This is a genomic window from Sphingomonas sp. G5 (genome assembly GCF_052660795.1).
Genome location: NZ_CP109660.1, coordinates 3,488,761 through 3,508,644 on the forward strand (window position 1 = coordinate 3,488,761; position 19,884 = coordinate 3,508,644).

At 69.9% G+C, this 19,884-nt stretch carries 20 protein-coding genes; 15 read left to right on the forward strand and 5 right to left on the reverse strand.

The genetic code is table 11. The features are described 5' to 3' along the window. Positions 1-16: 16 nt before the first annotated feature. The gene (locus NE358_RS16490) at positions 17-1,207 is read right to left on the reverse strand and encodes an ROK family transcriptional regulator (protein WP_246078310.1); all 1,191 of its coding nucleotides are present in this window, start codon (positions 1,205-1,207) and stop codon (positions 17-19) included. A gap of 150 nt (positions 1,208-1,357) precedes the next feature. Here NE358_RS16490 and NE358_RS16495 point away from each other — a divergent pair, with 150 nt between their 5' ends. The 9 genes from NE358_RS16495 (at position 1,358) to NE358_RS16535 (ending at position 11,150) form a co-directional block, all read left to right on the forward strand. Continuing rightward, the gene (locus NE358_RS16495; protein ID WP_103207626.1) at positions 1,358-2,128 is read left to right on the forward strand and encodes an amino acid ABC transporter ATP-binding protein; all 771 of its coding nucleotides are present in this window, start codon (positions 1,358-1,360) and stop codon (positions 2,126-2,128) included. 61 nt (positions 2,129-2,189) lie between these two features. Further along, complete coding sequence (locus NE358_RS16500; RefSeq protein WP_235556917.1) at positions 2,190-3,143, forward strand: glutamate ABC transporter substrate-binding protein; 954 nt, start codon at positions 2,190-2,192, stop codon at positions 3,141-3,143. Positions 3,144-3,222: 79 nt separating this feature from the next. After that, a complete protein-coding gene (locus tag NE358_RS16505; protein ID WP_056224894.1) occupies positions 3,223-3,867 on the forward strand; it encodes an amino acid ABC transporter permease in 645 nt (214 codons plus the stop codon). Beyond that, positions 3,864-4,730, forward strand: coding sequence for an amino acid ABC transporter permease (locus NE358_RS16510; protein WP_289940193.1), 867 nt, complete (start codon positions 3,864-3,866; stop codon positions 4,728-4,730). The genes NE358_RS16505 and NE358_RS16510 overlap by 4 nt, the downstream gene beginning before the upstream one ends. A gap of 33 nt (positions 4,731-4,763) precedes the next feature. Next, positions 4,764-5,771: an asparaginase gene (locus NE358_RS16515; protein WP_289940194.1), complete on the forward strand. Its 1,008-nt coding sequence runs from the start codon at positions 4,764-4,766 to the stop codon at positions 5,769-5,771. Beyond that, complete coding sequence (locus NE358_RS16520; RefSeq protein WP_289940195.1) at positions 5,735-7,528, forward strand: copper homeostasis protein CutC; 1,794 nt, start codon at positions 5,735-5,737, stop codon at positions 7,526-7,528. The genes NE358_RS16515 and NE358_RS16520 overlap by 37 nt, the downstream gene beginning before the upstream one ends. Continuing rightward, positions 7,525-8,295 carry a glucosamine-6-phosphate deaminase gene (locus NE358_RS16525; RefSeq protein ID WP_103207619.1) on the forward strand — a complete coding sequence of 257 codons (771 nt, stop codon included), beginning with the start codon at positions 7,525-7,527 and terminating at the stop codon, positions 8,293-8,295. The genes NE358_RS16520 and NE358_RS16525 overlap by 4 nt, the downstream gene beginning before the upstream one ends. Next, a complete protein-coding gene (gene nagA, locus NE358_RS16530) occupies positions 8,292-9,428 on the forward strand; it encodes an N-acetylglucosamine-6-phosphate deacetylase (RefSeq protein ID WP_289940196.1) in 1,137 nt (378 codons plus the stop codon). The genes NE358_RS16525 and nagA overlap by 4 nt, the downstream gene beginning before the upstream one ends. Positions 9,429-9,674: 246 nt before the next feature. Further along, a complete protein-coding gene (locus tag NE358_RS16535; protein WP_289940197.1) occupies positions 9,675-11,150 on the forward strand; it encodes an LPXTG cell wall anchor domain-containing protein in 1,476 nt (491 codons plus the stop codon). A gap of 85 nt (positions 11,151-11,235) precedes the next feature. Here the strand turns inward: NE358_RS16535 and NE358_RS16540 are convergent, their stop codons facing one another. Both NE358_RS16540 and pdxH read right to left on the reverse strand, forming a co-directional pair. Further along, entirely contained in the window at positions 11,236-12,396 is a 1,161-nt protein-coding gene (locus tag NE358_RS16540) for a GTPase family protein (protein ID WP_279365709.1), read from the reverse strand. 122 nt (positions 12,397-12,518) lie between these two features. Further along, positions 12,519-13,160 (reverse strand): pyridoxamine 5'-phosphate oxidase, encoded by a 642-nt coding sequence (pdxH, locus tag NE358_RS16545; protein ID WP_289940198.1) that lies wholly within the window; start codon positions 13,158-13,160, stop codon positions 12,519-12,521. Between the two features lie 137 nt (positions 13,161-13,297). Here pdxH and NE358_RS16550 point away from each other — a divergent pair, with 137 nt between their 5' ends. From NE358_RS16550 to NE358_RS16575, 6 genes are all read left to right on the forward strand, one after another. Beyond that, on the forward strand, positions 13,298-13,939 hold the full coding sequence (locus NE358_RS16550; protein WP_289940199.1) for a TetR/AcrR family transcriptional regulator: 642 nt from the start codon (positions 13,298-13,300) through the stop codon (positions 13,937-13,939). A gap of 162 nt (positions 13,940-14,101) precedes the next feature. Beyond that, positions 14,102-14,968, forward strand: coding sequence for an ABC transporter substrate-binding protein (locus NE358_RS16555; RefSeq protein WP_289940200.1), 867 nt, complete (start codon positions 14,102-14,104; stop codon positions 14,966-14,968). A 2-nt stretch (positions 14,969-14,970) separates the two neighbouring features. Next, positions 14,971-15,777 carry an amino acid ABC transporter permease gene (locus tag NE358_RS16560; RefSeq protein WP_289940201.1) on the forward strand — a complete coding sequence of 269 codons (807 nt, stop codon included), beginning with the start codon at positions 14,971-14,973 and terminating at the stop codon, positions 15,775-15,777. Beyond that, the gene (locus NE358_RS16565) at positions 15,774-16,541 is read left to right on the forward strand and encodes an amino acid ABC transporter ATP-binding protein (RefSeq protein ID WP_141377173.1); all 768 of its coding nucleotides are present in this window, start codon (positions 15,774-15,776) and stop codon (positions 16,539-16,541) included. The genes NE358_RS16560 and NE358_RS16565 overlap by 4 nt, the downstream gene beginning before the upstream one ends. A 38-nt stretch (positions 16,542-16,579) precedes the next feature. Further along, on the forward strand, positions 16,580-18,136 hold the full coding sequence (locus NE358_RS16570) for a gamma-glutamyltransferase family protein (protein WP_289940202.1): 1,557 nt from the start codon (positions 16,580-16,582) through the stop codon (positions 18,134-18,136). Positions 18,137-18,416: 280 nt separating this feature from the next. Then, positions 18,417-19,031: a hypothetical protein gene (locus NE358_RS16575; RefSeq protein WP_146035538.1), complete on the forward strand. Its 615-nt coding sequence runs from the start codon at positions 18,417-18,419 to the stop codon at positions 19,029-19,031. A gap of 39 nt (positions 19,032-19,070) precedes the next feature. On the opposite strand, the gene NE358_RS16580 is transcribed toward NE358_RS16575, so the two are convergent. Both NE358_RS16580 and NE358_RS16585 read right to left on the reverse strand, forming a co-directional pair. Beyond that, positions 19,071-19,292 (reverse strand): helix-turn-helix transcriptional regulator, encoded by a 222-nt coding sequence (locus NE358_RS16580; protein ID WP_258027900.1) that lies wholly within the window; start codon positions 19,290-19,292, stop codon positions 19,071-19,073. A gap of 1 nt (position 19,293) precedes the next feature. Beyond that, entirely contained in the window at positions 19,294-19,680 is a 387-nt protein-coding gene (locus tag NE358_RS16585; protein WP_258027899.1) for a hypothetical protein, read from the reverse strand. Between the last annotated feature and the right edge of the window lie 204 nt (positions 19,681-19,884).

The window sequence follows — 19,884 nt, forward strand, 5'->3', positions numbered from 1 at the left end:
GAGCGGGCCCCGCGGGCTAGGCGCGAGCCGAGACCCGCAGGACCGAACGAGCGGATTCCGGCCCGAAGGCCGCGTCGAGGAACAGGCGCGCAGCCCCGAGGATGCCGCCCGTGCGCGGGTGGTGCGGCACGGCGACCTCGAGCTTCTCCGTCGCCATGGGCAGGCAGTCGGCCCACAGCTTCGACTTGATCGCGGCGATGAAGACGTCGGACGCGCTCAGTGAGCCGCCGACGACGAGACGGTCGGGGGTGAAGAAGTTGACGATCGTGGCGAGAACACCGCCGGTCATGCTCCCCGCTTCACGGAGCAGGCCGGTGGCGAGCGCGTCCCCGTTTCGGGCGAGATCGATCACCGTCTCGACGTCGGAGACGTCGCGTCCGGCCTCCTGGGCCGCGCGGGTGAGGGCCGACCCGCTCGCCACGGCGTCGAGGCAGCCGACGCGCCCGCACGAGCAGGGCACCGGCGCCGCACCGGGCACGGTGACGTGGCTGATGTCACCAGCGGCCCCGCTCCGGCCCGTGTAGAGCCGTCCGCCCGCGACGACCCCCGACCCGATCCCGGATCCGGCCTTGATGAACACCTGGTTGAGGGCCTCGGGATCGCCCCCGACGAGCTCGCCGACCGCCATGCAATTGGCGTCGTTGCTGGCGAGGGCCGGCACCCCGAGGACGTCGGACAGAAGGGCCGCGACGTCGACGTCGTGCCAGCCGGGCATGCGCGACGGCGCGACGAGCCGACCCGTCTCGGCCGACACCGGCCCGGGCAGCGCGATCGCCGCCCCCGTCACCGTGGGCGCGCCGTTCGCCGCCGCCAGCGCAGCGAGTTCTTCTGCGACGCGGCGGAGAACGGCATCCGGGCCCTCCGCCAGATCCAGCACGAGGTGCCGGTGGGCGAGGGAGGAGCCGGCGTAGTCGACCAGCCCGATCGTGCTGCGCTCGACCCCGAGGTCGACGCTGGCCACCGTGCCGAGGTCGCCGCGGACCGCGAGGCGCCGGGGTCGGCGACCGCCGCGTGAATCGTCGGTGCCGTCCTCGACGATCACGCCCGCCGCGATCAGCGGATCGACGCGCGCGGTCACGGTCGACGGCGACAGACCGGTGTAGGCGGCGAGCTCGGCTCGAGATCGCGCAGCGCCCGTGCGCAGCGGGGTCAGCACGGCGAGCGTCTGCGGGCTGTAGGTCGGCAGGGCCGCGTGGAGAGGCTTCACACCCATATCTTATTCCAAACTTGGAGTTTCTGTCTCGAATTATCTCTGTAACATGGCCTCGTTAGTTTGATTTCACCAAGGACGCGGAAATCACCTCCCGCGTCGGCTGTACCCGATATCGCGGCGAGTCCGCGGGAAGGATCCACCCCCGTGTCGACGCCCGCCTCCCCCGCAGCCCCCGCCTCCGCGCCCCTCGTCGCGGTCCGCGAGGTGCAGAAGCACTTCGGCGACCACCACGTGCTCAAGGACGTCGATCTCGACGTGGCTCGCGGCGAGGTCGTCGTCATCGTCGGCCCCTCGGGCTCGGGCAAGTCGACGCTGTGCCGCTGCCTCAACCGTCTCGAGACCATCACCTCGGGCACCATCACCATCGACGGCGTCCCGCTGCCGAGCGAGGGGCGCGGACTCGCCGACCTGCGCGCCGAAGTGGGCATGGTCTTCCAGTCCTTCAACCTCTTCGCACACCGCACGGTTCTCGACAACGTCGCCCTCGCCCCGCACATCGTCTCGAAGGTGCCGCTGAAGAAGGCGCGGGAAGAGGGCCTGGCCCTGCTCGACCGCGTCGGGATCGCCGACAAGGCCGACCGCTTCCCCGGCGAGCTCAGCGGCGGTCAGCAGCAGCGCGCCGCCATCGCCCGCGCGCTGGCGATGAAGCCCAAGCTCATGCTCTTCGACGAGCCGACCTCGGCCCTCGACCCCGAGATGGTCAGCGAGGTGCTCGACGTGATCACCTCGCTCGCCGAAGAGGGCATGACGATGGTCGTCGTCACGCACGAGATGGGCTTCGCCCGCCGCGCCGCCGATCGCGTGATCTTCATGGACGACGGACGCATCGTCGAAGACACCACCCCCGAGCGCTTCTTCACCCACGCCGAGAGCGACCGCGCCCGGGCGTTCCTGTCGAAGATCCTCGCCCACTGACATCCTCCCCGCCCCCGACGCGGCTCGTTCCGCACGCACCCGCAACCGAAAGGCAGTACCCGTGATCTCCTCTCGCTCGATCCTTCGCCGAGGCCTCGTCCTCTTGGCGTCCGCGGCCACGGTCGCGTCTCTCGCCGCGTGCTCGTCCGGCACCGCGGCCGTCCCGGGGTCCGACCCCAGCGCGTCGGCCAAGGCCAGCAGCCTCGAAGAGGTCTACGCGAACGCGCCCGTCGCCGACGCCGCGGCCCTCATCTCCGACTCGACGATGGCCAAGATCAAGGCGCGTGGCAAGCTCATCGTCGCCGAGGCCCTCGACGCCCCCCTGCTGTCGCAGCAGGACCCCACGAACCCCGAAGACGTGCAGGGCTTCGACGCCGATCTCGCCAAGATGCTCGCCATCTACATCCTCGGCGAGCCCAACGTCGAGATCGTCCCGCCGGCGTCCGAGACCCGCGAGGCCCTGCTCGCCAATGGCACCGTCGACGTCGTCTTCAACACGTACACGATCACCGAGAAGCGCGCCGAGCAGGTCGACTTCGCCGGCCCCTACCTCGAGTCGGGTCTGGCCGTCGCCGTCCGCAGTGACAACACCGACATCAACGGCATCGACGACCTGGGCGGCAAGACGGTCATCGTCGGCGCGAACACCCCCGCTGTCACGGCCGTGCCCGAGAAGCAGCCCACCGCGAACATCGTCAGCTTCGCCACCGACCCGCAGGCCCTCCAGGCCCTGACCCAGGGCCGCGGCGACGCGTACGTGCAGGACTTCACCTTGCTCGCGAGCCACGCCATCGACGACAAGAGCATCAAGGTCGTCGGCCAGCCCTTCACCAGTGAGGCGTACGGCATCGGTCTGAAGAAGGACGACGCGCAGTTCAAGTCGTTCATCAACGACTGGCTGAAGAAGATCCAGGACGACGGCTCGTGGGCCAAGATCTGGGACGCCACCCTGGGCTCGGCCGTCGAGTCGAGCGCTCCGACTCCCCCCGCGATCGGCAGCGTCCCCGGCTCCTGATCCCCTGACCGACCGGCGTCCGTTCCGCACATGACGGGCGCCGGTCTCCCCTCCCCTCTCACGCTCTTCTGAGGACCCCATGGACTTCTTCGCCTCGAGCGCCGGGCCGATCGCGCAAGCGCTCGGTACGACGATCCTGCTCGCCGTCTCGGCGGGCATCGGATCGATCGTGCTGGGCACGCTCGTCACCGCCGCGCGCATCAGCCCGGTGCCGGTGCTGCGCTGGGCCGCCTTCGCCTACGTGCAGTTCTTCGTCAACGTCCCGCTTCTGGTTCTCCTCGTGCTGGCGGTGTTCGCCCTGCCGGATGCCGGATTCCTGCTGCCCCTGACGCCGACGGCGATCATCGTGCTCACCCTCTACGAAGCGGCGTACGTCGCCGAGGCCGTCCGCAGCGGCGTGAACACCGTGAGCCGCGGCGAGATCGAGGCCAGCCGCGCGCTGGGGTTCTCGCTCGGCCAGACCCTGCGCGTGCTCGTCATCCCCCAGTCGCTGCGGGCCGCGATCCAGCCCATCGGCAACGTCATGATCGCCCTCACCATGAACACCGCCCTGGCCGCTGCGGTGGGCGTCGTCGAGCTGACGAGCGCCGCCAACAAGCTCAACCTCGTCGAGGCTCAGCCCATCCTGATCTTCACCGCGGCGGGGCTCATCTACATGGTGCTCGCGCTGGCGATCGGCCTCACCGCCGGCCGCCTCGAGAAGAAGTTGAGGATCCGCCGATGACCTCCCCCGTTTCGCTCTACGACGAGCCCGGGCCCCGTACTCGCCGCCGCATCCTCATCTGGTCGATCGTCAGCGCGGTCGTCATCCTGGGCCTCATCGCCCTCGCCCTCGTGCAGTTCGCGTCGAAGGGCCAGCTCGACAGCGACCGGTGGTTGCCGTTCCTCGACATCGCGATCTGGGAGTACCTCGGCGTCGGCCTGCTCGGCACACTGCAGGCCGCGGCCCTGACCGCCGTGTTCGGGTTCGTGCTCGGCCTGCTGCTCGCCCTCGGGCGTCTCAGCCGCGTCCGCTGGATCAGCTGGATCTGCACCGCCTACATCGAGATCGCCCGCACGGTCCCCGTGCTGCTGCTCATCTACCTGATGCTCTTCGGCCTCCCCCAGCTCGGCCTGAACTTCCCGGTGCTGTGGAAGCTCGTCATCCCGCTCACGATCGCCAACGCGGCCGCCTTCGCCGAGATCATCCGCGCGGGTGTCCTCGCCCTGCCCCGCGGGCAGACCGAAGCCGGTCTCAGCCTCGGTATGACCCGCTGGCAGGTCGACCGCAAGGTGGTCCTGCCCCAGGCGCTGCGCTTCGTCGCGCCCTCGCTCGTGGTCCAGCTGGTGAGCCTGCTCAAGGACACGTCGCTGGGCTACATCGTGGCGTTCACCGAGCTGCTGTACCGCGGGCAGGTGCTGTCGAGCTTCAACGGCCTGCTCATCCAGACCTTCGTGGTGGTGACCGTAATCTTCCTCGCGCTCAACGGCGGCCTCTCGGGCCTGGCCGCTCGCCTGCAGAAGCGACCGGGCCGCCGCAGCCTCGCGACCCCCGCCAAGGTCGCCCCGGCCGGCCTCACCACCCCGAACGCCCCTGTCGACCGCTGATCCGCCTTCGCCCCGGCATCGAAAGAACCACCCATGACGTCCCTTCCCCCTGTTCCCTCCCCCCTGGCCGACCTCGCCGTCGTCATCCGCTCGGGTGTCGTCGAGAGCCGCCACCTCGGCTCGATCGCCGCCCTGTCCGCCGACGGATCGGTGGCCTGGCAGACCGGGAGCGGCGAACAGATCCTGCCCCGTTCCACCGTCAAGCCCGTGCAGGCCCTCGCGTGCCTGCTCGCCGGGGCCGACATCGACGGAGCCGACCTCGCGATCGCCGCGGGCAGCCACACCGGCGAAGACGTGCACGTCGACGTCGTGCGCGATCTGCTCACCCGCGCGGGCCTCGACGAGAGCGCCCTCGGGTGCCCGGTCGACTGGCCCGAGGACGAGCCCACGCGCGAACGTCTCATCCGCGACGGCGAGCAGCGCTCGCGCGTGCGCATGAACTGCTCGGGCAAGCACGCCGCGATGCTGCTCGCCTGCGCGGTCAACGGGTGGGACACCGCGAGCTATCTCGACCCGTCGCACCCGCTGCAGCAGCTCGTGCGCTCGACGCTCGAACGCCTGTCGGGCGAGACGGTGGTGCACGAAGCCGTCGACGGGTGCGGGGCGCCCCTGTTCAGCGTCTCGCCCCTCGGCATCGCCCGCATCTTCCGCGCCCTCGTGACGGGCGCCCCCGGCACGCCGGAGCGGAGAGTGGCGGATGCCATGCGGTCGTACCCCCGCTTCGTCGGCGGCGACCACCATGCCAACACCGACGCCATGCTGCGCGTACCGGGGCTGCTGTCGAAGGGCGGCGCCGAGGGGGTGATCGGCATGGCGACGGCCGACGGGGCTGCGGTGTCGATGAAGATCCTCGACGGCAACCCCCGCGCGACGACGCTCGTCGCCCTCACCGTCCTCGAAGCCCTGGGCGCCGACATCTCGGGCGCGGGCGACCTCGTCGAGCTGCCGATCCTCGGCGGCGGGGTCCCGATCGGCTCGATCGAGGTGGGTCGCGACGTGCGGGAGTGGCTCGACGCCTCGGCAGCGAGCGCCGCACCGTGACGACCGCCGCAGACCCGGCATCCCTCGCCGAGAAGTCCTCCACGCGCGCCCGCGCCCTCGTGGAGATCTGCGTCGACGACCTCGCAGGGGTGCTCGCCGCCGAGCGGGCGGGCGCCGATCGCGTCGAGCTGTGCGCAGACCTTCTCGAGGGGGGCACGACGCCCAGCCTCGGAATGATCGAGTCCGTCCTCGCCGCGGTGCGGAGCGTGGGTGTGCAGATCATGGTCCGCTCGCGCGGCGGCGACTTCGTCTACTCCGACGACGAGCTGCGCGTGATGCGGGCCGACGCCCGCGCCATCGCCGCCCTGGCGCGCACCAGTCGGGTGCCCGTGGGCATCGTCTTCGGCGCGCTCACCGTCGACGGGCACGTCGACGAACAGGCACTCGAGGCGATCCGGACCGCCGCGGGAGGGGTGCCGATCACTTTCCATAAGGCTTTCGACGACACCGTCGACCTCTTCGACGCCTACGACACGCTCGCCCACCACGGCATCGCCCGCGTACTCACCTCCGGGGGAAAGGCCACGGCCGGCGAGGGGACCGATGTGCTCGCCGCGCTGCGCGCCCGGTCGGAGGGCACCCGGATGCCGACGGTCCTCGTCGGCGGCTCGGTCCGGGCCCACAACGTGACGGCGCTGCTCGATCGCACCGGCGCCCGTGAGGTGCACCTGCGCGCGCAGGTCGCCTCGGGTCGGGGACAGCTCGTCACCGACGAGTCGGTCATCCGCGACACGGTGCTCGCGGTGAGCGAGAGCGACCGCGCGTCGCACCCGGCCGTGATCGCCGTCGACATCGGCGGCACCTCGGCGAAGGGGGCGCTCGTCGACATCGACGGTCACGTGCTGAAGAGCTCGCGCATCGCGACGGGCGGTTCCGGTGCCGAGACGGTCACGCGCATCGCGGACCTGCTCACCGACCTCGTCGCGGGGGCTGAGGACCTCGGCCGCTCGGTCGTCGGTGCGGGCGTCGTGAGCCCCGGCCTGATCGACAGCGCCACCGGCACCGTCCGTTACGCCTCGACGCTCGGGTGGACCGACGTCCCCCTCGCCCGTCTGCTCACCGACGCCACCGGACTCCCCGTCGCGGTCGACCACGACGTGCGCGCCGCGGGTGCGGCCGAAGGGGCCTACGGCGCCGCCGCCGGTTCGCGCAACGTCGTCTTCGCGGCGATCGGCACCGGGGTCGCGGCATCCCTCACCTCCGACGGACGGGCCGTCGAGGGGGCCATCTCCGGGGCCGGCGAGCTCGGTCACATCCCGGTGGTGCCCGGCGGCGAGCTCTGCGCGTGCGGTCAGCGCGGCTGCCTCGAGGTGTACTTCTCGGGCGCCGGCCTGGCTCGGCGGTACGCGGCGAGCGCCCCGCTGCTCGACGGAGAGACTCCGGATGCCGCGTCGATCATCGCCCGCGTCGACACGGATCCCGTCGCCGCCCGCGTCTGGTCGGAGGGGCTCGACGCCCTGGCCACGGGGCTCGCGACCCTGACCCTGCTCGTCGACCCCGAGGTGATCGTCCTCGGCGGTGGCGTCGCGCAGGCCGGGGACGCGTTCATCGAGCCCCTGCGCGAACGGCTGACCGCGGCGCTCGCGTGGCGAGAAGCCCCCCGGTTGACGACCGCGGCCCTGGGCACGCACGCCGGCCGCATCGGCGCCGCGATGCTGGCCTTCGAGGCCGCGCAGCGACCCGAGGTCACCCGCTCGTGGACCGCACCTGTCATCCTGGCTGAGCCGACCACCCCCCGAACGGAGGCCCGCTCGTGACCGAGATCGCGATCGTGCAGGAACAGGCGGATGCCGGCCGCATCGCCGCCGACCTCATCGTCGCCGCGCTGAGTCGCCGCAGCGACCCGACGCTGGGACTCGCGACCGGCTCGACACCCCTGCCGGTGTGGGCGGCCCTGGCGGAGCGTTCCCTCGACCTCTCGGCCGTGCGGGGTTTCGCCCTCGACGAGTACGTGGGCCTGCCCGCCGGACACCCCGAGAGCTACCGCGCCGTGGTCGATCGCGACATCGTCGGCCCCCTCGGACTTGACCCGTCGCTCGTGCGCGTTCCGGGCGACGACGGGGGTCCGCTGGCCGAGGCCGGCGAGCGGTACGAGGCCGCGATCGCCGCGGCCGGCGGCATCGACCTGCAGATCCTGGGCATCGGCCGCACCGGGCACATCGGGTTCAACGAGCCGGGCTCGTCGCTCGCCTCGCGTACGCGCCTGAAGGCGCTGACGCCCGCGACCCGCGCCGACAACGCACGGTTCTTCGACAACATCGACGACGTCCCCACGCACTGCCTCACTCAGGGCATCGGTACGATCCTCGACGCGGGCGTGCTCGTGCTGCTCGCCTTCGGCGCGGCGAAGGCCCCCGCCGTCGCCGCGGCCGTCGAAGGGCCGCTGACCTCGTCGTGCCCGGCATCCGCGATCCAGCTGCACCGGCGGGCCGTGGTCATCGTCGATGAGGCGGCCGCCGCCCAGCTCGAGCACCGCGACTACTACCGCTTCGCCTGGGACCACCGCGAGATCGCCTCGGCATGACCGCCGACCTGCTGCTCACCGGCGCCCGGGTGGTCGACGCGCGGCGCGACCTGCCCGACGCGTGGGTGCGGGTGCACAACGGTCTGATCGCCGAGGTGGGCACCGGGCTCGCTCCGAGGGCGTCCGAGCGCATCGACCTGGGCGGGGCGACCCTGACCCCCGGCCTGATCGACTTGCACGTGCACGGGGGCGGCGGGCACGCCTTCGACGACGGAACGCATGCCATTACCGCCGGGGTCGCCGCGCACCGCCGCCACGGTACGACGGCGACCCTCGTGAGCCTGGTCTCGTCTCCGCTCGACGTCCTGCGTCGGCAGCTCACTCGCGTCGCCGTCGCACGACGGTCCGATTCCGCGATTCTGGGCGTGCATCTCGAGGGCCCCTGCCTCTCGCCCGCCCGGCGCGGGGCGCACGACCCCGGCGCGCTCGCTCTCCCCGACGGACCCGTCCTCGACCTCGTGCGCGATGCCGAGCCCGGCCTCATCCGGCAGGTCACCCTTGCGCCCGAACTCCCCGGAGCTCTCGACGCGATCACGGAGCTCACCGCCCTCGGCATCCGCATCGCGATCGGCCACACCGAGGCCGATTACGCCCTCACGCGCGAGGCGATCGCGCGTGGCGCCACCCTGCTCACCCACGCGCTCAATGCGATGCCCGCGATCGGCCACCGGCTGCCGGGTCCGGTGCCGGCCGCTCTTGAGGACGACCGCGTCACCCTCGAGCTCATCCTCGACGGCGTGCACGTTCACCCCGCGGTCGCCCGCATGCTGCTGACCTCGGCGCCGCGCCGGGTGGCCCTGATCACGGATGCCATGGCCGCCGCCGCCCACACCGATGGCGCGTACCGCCTGGGCGAGCTCGACGTTCACGTCGCGGACGGCCGCGCGTTGCTCGACGACGGCGTCACGATCGCGGGGTCGACGCTGACGCTGGATCGCGCGGTGCGCGCGGCCATCGTCGACCTGGGTCTTGCCGCGTCGGATGCCGTGGGAGCGGCGACGGCCGTTCCCGCGGCGGCGCTGGGCGACCCCGCGCGCGGGCTCCTCGAGCCGGGAATGCGCGCCGACCTCGTCGCGTGGGACGCGGACTGGCGCGTGCGGCGAGTCTGGGGTGGCGGGATCCGCGTCGAGTAGATGCGGCCCGCAAGACCTTTCCTGCGCACTTTTTCGCAAAGCGTCCAGCCGCGTGGAAACGGCGAGAAAAACGAAGATGTATCACAGAATTTGACTCTTCATCAGGCTTCTTTTCCCTTGTTAGCGTGACCGTGGAACGTCGCCTGCTCGCGGAGGAGCGTGCGTCGGTTCTCACGTCGAGTGCACCATTGCAACCACGTCGTTGCTCGCCCTTTGGCCCACTCTCTCAATGGAGAAGGTCAATACATGTCACGTCGCCCGTTCTGGCGGAAAGCACTGACCGTGCCCGCCGCCATCGCCCTTGCCCTCGGGGGTGTCGCGCTCACCGCCGCGCCCGCATCCGCCGCAGAGGCAGGCCTCACCGTCACCAGCCCGATCGACGGCTCGACCGTCGATTCGCGCACGGTGACCGTCCAAGGATCCGTCTTCGGCGGGTCCACCGTCATCGTGTACGACCAGAGCGGGAACAACGTTCTGGCGCGCTCCAACGTCGGCGGCTCCTTCGGTCAGCCCACGCCGTATTCGCTGACCCTGCCCGCTTACGCGGACGACGCCCCGGTCGCGCAGACCATCGTCGTCGGCGGCCTTTACGGGGGCAGCGGCATTCCGCAGCAGTCCGTGTCGTTCGCCCTGCCCGCGGCCGCCCCCGTTGGCAACTTCACCGTCACCGCACCCACCAACGGCCAGACCGTCGACTCCCGCACCGTGACCTTCACCGGCACCGGCACCGACGGCTCCACCGTCAACGTCCTCGACGCCAACGGCAACCGCATCCCCGGCACCACCGCCGCCGTCGTCGTCAACGGACAGTGGTCCACCACCGGCACCTACCCCGATGACGCCCCGGTCGCACAGACCATCACCGCCAACCAGGTCACCGGAGGCGCAGGCCGCGGCGAACAGACCGTGTCCTTCACCCTCCCCGCCGTGACCCCCGTCGGCAACTTCACCGTCACCGCACCCACCAACGGCCAGACCGTCGACTCCCGCACCGTGACCTTCACCGGCACCGGCACCGACGGCTCCACCGTCAACGTCCTCGACGCCAACGGCAACCGCATCCCCGGCACCACCGCCGCCGTCGTCGTCAACGGACAGTGGTCCACCACCGGCACCTACCCCGCTGACGCCCCGGTCGCACAGACCATCACCGCCAACCAGGTCACCGGAGGCGCAGGCCGCGGCGAACAGACCGTGTCCTTCACCCTCCCCGCCGTGACCCCCGTCGGCAACTTCACCGTCACCGCACCCACCAACGGCCAGACCGTCGACTCCCGCACCGTGACCTTCACCGGCACCGGCACCGACGGCTCCACCGTCAACGTCCTCGACGCCAACGGCAACCGCATCCCCGGCACCACCGCCGCCGTCGTCGTCAACGGACAGTGGTCCACCACCGGCACCTACCCCGCTGACGCCCCGGTCGCACAGACCATCACCGCCAACCAGGTCACCGGAGGCGCAGGCCGCGGCGAACAGACCGTGTCCTTCACCCTCCCCGCCGCCGTCACGCCGACCCCGACCCCGACCCCGACCCCCGCTCCCGCGGGCAACGGGTCGAGTGCCGCCCCCGTCGGCGGCTCGTCGAGTGTCGCGTCCGGGTCGAAGCTGGCCGTGACCGGTAGCGCCGACGTGATGCCTCTCGTCGGTGCCGGAGCCCTCGCGCTCATGGCTGGCGCGGGCATCTTCCTGTACGGAAAGCGCCGCCGCGTTCACAACTGAGCGTCGCTAAAGAGACGATGCCCGCCCCCTCCGGGGCGGGCATCGTTCTTTGTCGGGTCGGGCGCGTCCCCGCTCGACGTGTCTCTCAGCTCTTCTTCGTGACGCGCCGCTCCACGAGCTTGCGTGCCACGTCCATGAAGCTGGGCGCGTACTTCGCCCACTCCTGGTCGAGCTTGCGCACGTCGATCTTGCCGGTGTGCAGCAGCTCGCAGATCTTCAGCCAGCTCTCGCCCGTCGCCGCCGTTAACGCACCCGCGACCGCCGCGTTCACGACGATCCCGGCGCCCGGGATCAGCTTGAGGAAGCTCGTCGCGAGCGCCCGCCCCGCCACCTGCACACCGAACTGCGCGAGCGCGCCGGCCGAGAGCATCGTCTTGACCTCGAGGTCGTAGATCGCGGCGATCCGGCCCATCATCGTCAGCTGGATCGGCGCCAGCGTGACAGCATCCGAGACAGGAAGCGGAACGGTCGCAGCCCCCGCTGCGGCCGCGGCCGCCGCGGCGATGATCGGCCGCGCCATCTCCCTCTTCCACGGGAGGTTGAGTCGCTGTGCGATGCGAAAGGCGTCCTTGTCGCGCTCGGGGGCGAGCTCGAGGGTCTGCGTGACAAGGTCACCGAGGCCGTGCCCCTTGCCCTTCCCGTTCTTGTCGCGGGTCGAGGTGAGGACGACCTGCCGGTAGGGGATGCGCAGTCGTTCACCGGTGTTCGGGTCGACGGGGTCGTTGAGCCACTCGACGAACGCCTCCAGATCTTTCGCGATGCCCTGGTGCCCGGTGAGGGGGTTCTTGATCCAGTCGACCTTCGTCAACACCAGGATCACCGGCAGCCCCCGCGCGTCGAGCTCGCGGATCATCGCGATGTCGGCCGGGGTCAGCCGATCGTCGGCGGCTCGCACGCAGTACCAGACGACCGAGATCTGGTGGTCGCCGGGGTGGGCGGCGATCGCGTCGAGGTGGGTGCGCAGCTGCTGATCCGGCGGAACGGGAGAGCCGATCTCGAACCCCTCGACGTCCCAGATACCGAGCGAGTCGTCGCTGTAGAAGTGCACGCCGCGCGTGACCGGCAGCCCGCGCCCGACCTTCGCCCAGTCCCGCCCGAACACCGCATTGACGAGGGAGGATTTGCCCACACCCGAGGCTCCGACGATCGCGAGGTTGAAGCGGCCGTAGCGCGACTTCGCCTCGGACGTCGCCTGGACGAACGCCTTGTCGTCGAGCTGACGCGCGTCGGTGTTCTTCTTCGCCATGATCTGGCCCTACCCCCGATGATTCGCGTCGCGACCCGCGTGTGCGGGATGGATCGAATCTACGGGGCCGGGCGGCACGAGGGACTTTCGGGAGCGCCCCTTGCGCGACGACCCGGTACAGGTCACGGCTGCCGCCGCTGCCCCACCCACCCGTCGTCATCCCGCGTGAACGCGACCCGATCGTGCAGCCGCGATCGCCGGCCCTGCCAGAACTCGATCTCGCGCGGCTCGACCCGGTACCCGCCCCAGTGCGGAGGCCGCGGCACGACCTGATCGTCGGCGAACCGGGCGGTGACCTCGGCCATCTGCTCCTCGAGAGCGGCTCGGGATGCCACGGGCTTCGACTGATGGCTCGCCCACGCCGACAGTTGGGAGCCGCGCGGCCGCGACGCGAAGTACGCGTCGTCGCGCTCCGGCGGCAGCGGCGTGGCCGTGCCGAGCACGATGACCTGTCGCTGCAGCGCGTACCAGGGGAACAGGATCGACACCGCCGGGTTCCCGGCGAGCGCGCGGCCCTTCCGTGACTGCCGGTTGGTGAAGAAGACGAGCGCCCCGTCGTCGTCGATCCCGCGCAGCAGAACCGTGCGCGAGGTGGGCCGGCCCTCGGCATCCACCGTCGACACGACCATCGCGTTCGGCTCGGGCTGGTCCGCGGCATCCGTCAGCCACTGCTGCAGCAGCTCGAAAGGTGAGGCCGAGAGGGCGTCGTCATCCAGCTCGGCGAGCGTGTAGTCGAGCCGGTGGGCGAGGGGGTTCTCGGTCATCGCGGGTCCTCCGGTGGGTGGCTGGGACCCTAGCGTATGACGGCGCGGCAGAGACCGGATCGCCGAAAAGAGGACATGTCGGCCCCCGGTAACGCCCCCGTCCGGGGCCCCGGCCTAGCGGCCGATAGAATCGCCGCATGGAAGAGGGGGGAACGCGGCAGCAGATTCTCGTGCACGCGGCCCGCCTGTTCGGCCGGCACGGGTATCACGGCACCACGACGCGAGAGATCGCGGATGCCGTCGGCATCCGACAGCCGTCGTTGTTCTACCACTTCTCTGCGAAGCACGTCATTCTCGCCGAGCTGGTCGACGCCGACCTCGCGCAGACCTTCGGTCGGTTGCAAGAAGCTCGCGACCTCGACGCGTCGTGGGCGGAGCGGTTCCACTACTTCCTCACGATCAGTTCGCACGACTATCTGACGCTGCCGTACGACGCGCGGGGGTATTACAGCGATGCGATCTTCACCGAGCCGGAATTCGAGACCCAGCGCGGCGAGATCTCGCGCTTCCACGACGAGGTGCGCTCCCTCGTCGAGCACGGCATGACGGCGGGCGAGTTCATGGCGATGGATGCCGAGTTCGTGCAGCGCGCGATCACCGGCCTGCAGTTCGAGGGCATGCGCGAGCGCGAGACGAATGCGTCGGCGCCGGTCGCCCACCGCCCCCTTCAGGTGTCGGATTTCATCCTGCGCGCGGTGCTCGTCGATCCGTTCCGTCTCGAGGACGTGCGTTCTGCGACCCAATCGCGCCTCGAGGGCGCGGTCTCTTTCTCGCGGTAGTCCCCGCCCCTTCCCCCGACTTTTCTCGGGGGCGACTCCGTCGCGAAATGCGGGCGCAACACACGCCCTCTATCAATTGATAGACGCATTACCTATCACTTGATAGCCTGCTCCGCACGTCACGCCCGAGGTGACGGAGCATCGAGCATCGACGGAGATTTCATGCACACCACCACTCGCATCGCCGCAGTCGCCGCGGTCGCCGGCCTCGCCGCTCTCGGCCTGTCAGCGTGCTCGTCGAGCCCGGCTCCGGCAGCCGACACGGCATCCGCTGTCGCCACCGTCGCACCCACCGCCCTGCGGTCGGCCGACACGCTGTCGATCTGCACCACGAACCTGGGCTCTCCGCCCAACATCACCACCGATGAATCCGGAAACCTCGTCGGCAGCGAGATCGACCTGGCAAAGGCCGTCGCGGGTCGTCTGGGTCTCACCCCCGACTTCGTGACCGTCGACTTCTCGGCGCTCATCCCGAGCCTGCAGGCCACGCAGTGCGACGTCATCATGGCCTCGCTCTACATCAAGCCCGAGCGCAAAGAGGTCGTCGACTTCGTGCCCTACCTCACCTCCGCCACCGGCGTCGCGGTGAAGCAGGGAGCGGATGCCGGCATCACCGGCCTCGACGACTCGCTCTGCGGCAAGAAGGTCATGGTGACCGTCGGAACCACCGCTCAGGATCTCGCCGAGAAGCAGTCGACGACCTGCACCTCCGAGGGCAAGAAGCCCCTCGACATCAGCACGAACAACCAGGCCACGGTGGGTTTCCAGCAGCTGGTCAGCGGACAGCTCGACGCGTACCTCGACGCGGCCGAGCTGATCGGGTACTACCAGAAGCAGGGCACCGCGGGCATCGAGATGGTGGGCGACCCGACCGACGCGATCGACATCGGCGCGGCGACCCTCAAGGACAACACCGCGCTGCACGATGCGATCCAGAAGGCCTTCGACGACCTCGTCTCGACGGGCGACTACGAGAACATCCTCCGCACGTGGGGGCAAGAGGCCCTCGCGTACAACGGAAGCAACTGACGGTGAACTTCGACTGGGGCTTCTTCTGGAAGAACCTGCTCACCCCGGGCGCGCCCTTCCTGCAGGGGCTCGCGCTGACGGTGCTCATCTCGGTGCTCGCGATGGCCGGCGCGCTCGTCGTCGGTCTCGTGATCGCGATGATGCGGCGCTCGACGTTCGCGCCGCTGCGCGTGATCGCGAGCCTCTACATCTGGCTGATCCGCGGAACCCCCCTGCTCGTGCAGCTCGTGATCATCTACACGGGGTTCGCGGCGGCGAACGTGTTCCGGTTCCAGGACGTCGATCTCGGCGGCATCCTGATCAAGGCCGCCATCCAGGCCGCGATCGTCGGGCTGATCATGAACGAGAGCGCGTACATCTCCGAGATCATCCGCGCGGGCCTCGACTCGGTGCCGGTCGGTCAGACCGAGGCGGCGCAGGCGCTGGGCATGTCGGGGATGTCGGCGATGCGGTGGATCATCCTGCCGCAGTCGCTGCGGCTCATGGTGCCCCCGCTGGGCAACTCGTTCAACGGGCTCATGAAGAGCACGTCGATCTTGAGCGTCATCGGCGTCTCGGAGATGTTCCTGGTCACCCAGAGCATCAGCGCCGCGAGTTTCCGCACCTTCGAGATCTTCGCGGTCGTCGCGATCTACTACCTCGCCCTCACCACGATCTGGACGATCATCCAGAGCGCGATCGAGAAGAAGCTCAACGCCCGCGTCGGCATCGTCACCACGGCGTCTCCGTGGCAGCGGTTGTTCGGGGGTCGTCGGTCGGCGCCCCTCACCCCCGTCACCACCCTCTCCGACTCGGGAGTCCTGAAATGACCGATCCCCTCGTCAGCGCGAAGAACGTCACCCGCGAACTCGGCGGGCGTCAGGTGCTCGACAACGTGTCGTTGGACGTGCAGCCGGGCGAGGTCGTCGTGCTCGTCGGTCCCTCGGGCGCCGGCAAGACGACGTTCCTCCGCACGATGAACGGCCTCGAGAGCATCGACGGCGGCGACCTCACGGTCGCGGGCCAGCCGATGGGCTACCGGATCGCGCCGAACGGTCGACGCGTGCCCGCGACGAAGTCGGCCCTGCGGCAGCAGCGGCAGGAGATCGGGTTCGTGTTCCAGCACTTCAACCTCTTTCCGCACATGACCGCGCTCGAGAACATCTGGCACGCGCCCGTGCGCGTCCGCGGTGTCGCGAAGGCGGAGGCCGTCGCGCAGGCGCAGGCGCTCCTCGAGCGCGTCGGTCTGGGCGACAAGGCCGACGCCCGCCCGAGCAACCTCTCGGGCGGTCAGCAGCAGCGCGTCGCGATCGCCCGGGCTCTCGCGATGAAGCCGCGGCTGATGCTGTTCGACGAGCCGACCAGCGCCCTCGACCCCGAGATGATCGGCGAGGTGCTCGACGTCATGCGCGAGCTCGCCGCCGACCACATGACCATGGTCGTGGTCACGCACGAGATGGGCTTCGCCCGCGAGGTGGCCGATCGCGTCGTGGTGATGGATGCCGGAGCGATCGTCGAGGTCGCCCCGCCCGGCCAGCTGTTCGCCGCGCCCGAGCACCCGCGCACGCAGGCGTTCCTCTCGAAGATCCTCTGACCCTCTCCCCTCCCCGCACGATCCACCGAGGAACACCCATGTCTCGCACGCCCCTGACCGGCGCCATCGCCACTCCGCACGCCGACGCCACCCGCTCCGCCGAGCGAGCGTTCGCCCGCGGCGGCAACGCGATCGATGCCGCCCTCGCGGCCGCGGCCACCCTCAGCGTCGTCTACCCGCACAACGTCAGCATCGGCGGCGACCTGATCGCCCTGGTCCGCGACCCCTCGGGGCGCACGCGCTGCGTGAACGCCTCGGGCCCGGCGGCATCCACCGTCGATCGCGACGCGATGCGCGAAGCGCACGGAGAGGTGCTGCCGTACCGGGGTATCGACACCGTGACGGTGCCGGGAGCCGTGCGCGGGTGGGACGCGCTGCGGCGCATGGGCGGTCAGCTCGAGTGGGGAGAGATCTTCACGGATGCCGTGGCTGCCGCCCGTGACGGAGTACCGGTATCGCGTTCGCTCGCGGCCGCGTTCCGCGAAGAAGAGGCGGCCGTCGGGTTCGACGCGGGCTTCCGCGACACCTTTCTCGCCGACGGCCTGCCGGTGGAGGGCGACCCGCTCGTGCAACCCGTGCTCGCCCGCACCCTCGAGGCGATCCGCGACGGGGGCGCCGCGGCCCTGTACGACGGCGAGCTCACCGCCGGTTTCGTCGACGGTCTCGCGCGCCTCGGCTCGCGCATCGGCGCGGCCGATCTGCTGCTCTTCCACCCCGAGGTCGTCGAGCCGCTGACCACCTCGTTCGGCGCGTATCGCGTGCTGACGAGCCCGCCCAACACGCACGGCTTCGTGCTGCTGCGCGTGTTGCGCGAACTGGAACGGTACGGCATCGCCGACCCCCTGGGCGCGGACTTCGGCCGCATGATGGAGCGCTTCTTCGCCGCCAACCTCGTGCGCGACGAACTGCTCGCCGACCCGCGGGTCACCTCGGGAGACGTCACCGAACTGCTCACCGGCGACGCGACCGCCCACGGCGACGAGCCCGTGCTGCCCGGCTTCCGCCGCCCCCGCGGCGACACGGTCGGCATCGCGGTGACGGACTCGTCGGGGTGGTCGGTCTCGCTCATCCAGAGCGTCTACCACGCGTTCGGAGCCGCCGTCGTGGAGCCCTCCACCGGCATCCTGCTGCACAACCGCGGCACCGGCTTCTCGCTCGACCCCTCGTCGCCGAACGCCCTCGCCCCCGGAAAGCGCCCGCTCCACACCCTCATGCCGGTCATGGTCGACGACGCGAGCGGTCTGCGTTTCGTCTCGGCGACGATGGGCGGCCAGGGCCAGCCGCAGATCCACGCGCAGACGCTGCTGCGCGCGATGGCGGGAGCCACCGCTCAAGAGGCGGTGTCGGCGCCGCGCGCCATCGTGGGCCCGCAGCGCGACGGCGACAGCCCCTCCGACATCTACGTCGAGGGAAACCTCGCCGCGCCCGCCCGCGATTCGCTCGCCGAGACGCGGCTGCACATCATCGAAACTCCGGATGCCGACGAGCTCGTCGGGCACGCGAATCTTGTCATAGTGGGGGCCGACGGTGGCCTGGATGCGGGCAGCGACCCCCGCTCGGACGGTGCGGCAAGCGTGCGGGGGTATGGGGCCTGACGCGGGCGCCCCCGTCTGTCGCTGTCAACGACCGAGACCACAGTCGAGCGTGGGTCGGGGACAGATAGCGACAGTGACGGCAACGGGAAACAGATCCATAGTGGCGTGACGACCACCGTCACCGCGCCTGCAGCGGCGCAATCAGACGAGATGCACTCAAGAGCCGGATCGCGAACGTCACTTACGCATCGCGGCCCCCTCACATACGGTGAAGAATCGTGAATCCGCCCCCGGGCTGTTCGCAACATGTATCTATTGAGACCGAAGTGAAAGAACATTCATGAAAAAGAAATCATTGCTATCCGTTTCGGGTGGCGCAATACTCACCGTCCTCGTCGCCTCTTTCCTGTCAGCGGCTCCTGCAACCGCGGCGTCCCCCTCGGAAATCGAGCCATCACCGGCGACGCTGACACGCTCAGGTGGGACCGTGCTCGAGTCCGTCGGAGCCACGCGAGCGGAATGGGAAGCGGAGATCGAATCCCTCGTTGCCAGCGATCTGCCCCGGACCGTCACCGAGCAGGACGGGGTCACCCGGTACTCGTTCGAACTCACGCCCCAGGGCGAGGGCGTACCCACCGGATACACGATGGATTACACCGTGGAGCTGCACGACGACGGAGCCATCGTGCCGATGCTGGCTGGCGGCTCAAACCAGCACGGCCCTTATCTGGATCTGAACCAGTTCGATCAAGATCTGGTCATCAGTGGGGGCGCTGCCGCTATCGGGCTCGCCGCGTGCGCGATCCCGGCCGTGGGATGGGTCAGCTGCGCCGCGATCACCGCTGCATTGACGATTGCCGCGGTCGCTCTTGCGCACAATGGAAAATGCAAGGGCGAATTCCGCATCTATCTGAACCGCGCTCGGGACGAACCGCAGTACGCCTGCGTCACCTGAGCACGATTTCGTAGGTAGCCGTCCGAGCCGGGCATCGTGTTAGAGGACACGATGCCCGGCTTCGTCGTTGAGACGGAATACATCGTGGACGGAGGTGCCGAGCGCTTCGCTGATGCGAAGGGCGAGAACCAGAGAAGGATCATGTTGACCAGCCTCGAGCGACACGATGGTCTGCCGAGAGACAAGGCAGAGGGCGGCGAGGGCCTCCTGGGTGAGCCCACGCTCTCGGCGAGTGGCTCGCACGGTGTTGAGGGTCTTCACCTCATGCTCTCCTCGGCCGAGTCGCGGCGATGCGGATCCAGTAGTCGCCGAGGGCGATGAACAACAGACCCGCGAGCCAAACCCAGCCCGCGATGTCTGCCAGCAGGACCGCAGCGAGGAGAAGAATCGGTGCCGCGACCAGCACATCTCGGAAAGCCGATGCCCGCGCTTTGCGATCCACATCGGCTTCGATCCCCTCCTCCGCAAAAGACCGGGTCGCGGTTTCTCGCTTCTTCCGTACGGCCACGATGGCGAGTCCCGCCGCGGGGATGACAGCGAAAGCGGCGTACCGCAACCACTCTGCGCGGATGGCCTCCCCCACGCCGAAAAGGACGGCGATCAGGGCGATTCCGGTGGCCAGAATCACCACAGGTGCAAAGCGTTTCATGGAGCATCCCCTCGAATGTCAATCGTGCTTGTCATTCCACGATGTCGTATCAACCCGACATTTGCAAGCTATTGCCTCTCCGATGCACCCTGACGGCCGCGCCACACCCGCCCAGCGACACACAGACCCCGGCCCCCGTGGGCTGCGGATGGAAGGCGTTGTTCTGCGGCCCCAACCCGGGCGAACGACCAGACGCACACTCGC

Coding starts and splice junctions, on each gene's coding strand:
- NE358_RS16540 (WP_279365709.1), bottom strand. CDS start 12,396: ATGGCGAAGAAGAACACCGACGCGCGTCAGCTCGACGACAAGGCGTTC.
- NE358_RS16505 (WP_056224894.1), top strand. CDS start 3,223: ATGGACTTCTTCGCCTCGAGCGCCGGGCCGATCGCGCAAGCGCTCGGT.
- NE358_RS16585 (WP_258027899.1), bottom strand. CDS start 19,680: ATGAAACGCTTTGCACCTGTGGTGATTCTGGCCACCGGAATCGCCCTG.
- NE358_RS16510 (WP_289940193.1), top strand. CDS start 3,864: ATGACCTCCCCCGTTTCGCTCTACGACGAGCCCGGGCCCCGTACTCGC.
- NE358_RS16565 (WP_141377173.1), top strand. CDS start 15,774: ATGACCGATCCCCTCGTCAGCGCGAAGAACGTCACCCGCGAACTCGGC.
- NE358_RS16570 (WP_289940202.1), top strand. CDS start 16,580: ATGTCTCGCACGCCCCTGACCGGCGCCATCGCCACTCCGCACGCCGAC.
- nagA (WP_289940196.1), top strand. CDS start 8,292: ATGACCGCCGACCTGCTGCTCACCGGCGCCCGGGTGGTCGACGCGCGG.
- NE358_RS16575 (WP_146035538.1), top strand. CDS start 18,417: ATGAAAAAGAAATCATTGCTATCCGTTTCGGGTGGCGCAATACTCACC.
- NE358_RS16555 (WP_289940200.1), top strand. CDS start 14,102: ATGCACACCACCACTCGCATCGCCGCAGTCGCCGCGGTCGCCGGCCTC.
- pdxH (WP_289940198.1), bottom strand. CDS start 13,160: ATGACCGAGAACCCCCTCGCCCACCGGCTCGACTACACGCTCGCCGAG.
- NE358_RS16535 (WP_289940197.1), top strand. CDS start 9,675: ATGTCACGTCGCCCGTTCTGGCGGAAAGCACTGACCGTGCCCGCCGCC.
- NE358_RS16550 (WP_289940199.1), top strand. CDS start 13,298: ATGGAAGAGGGGGGAACGCGGCAGCAGATTCTCGTGCACGCGGCCCGC.
- NE358_RS16515 (WP_289940194.1), top strand. CDS start 4,764: ATGACGTCCCTTCCCCCTGTTCCCTCCCCCCTGGCCGACCTCGCCGTC.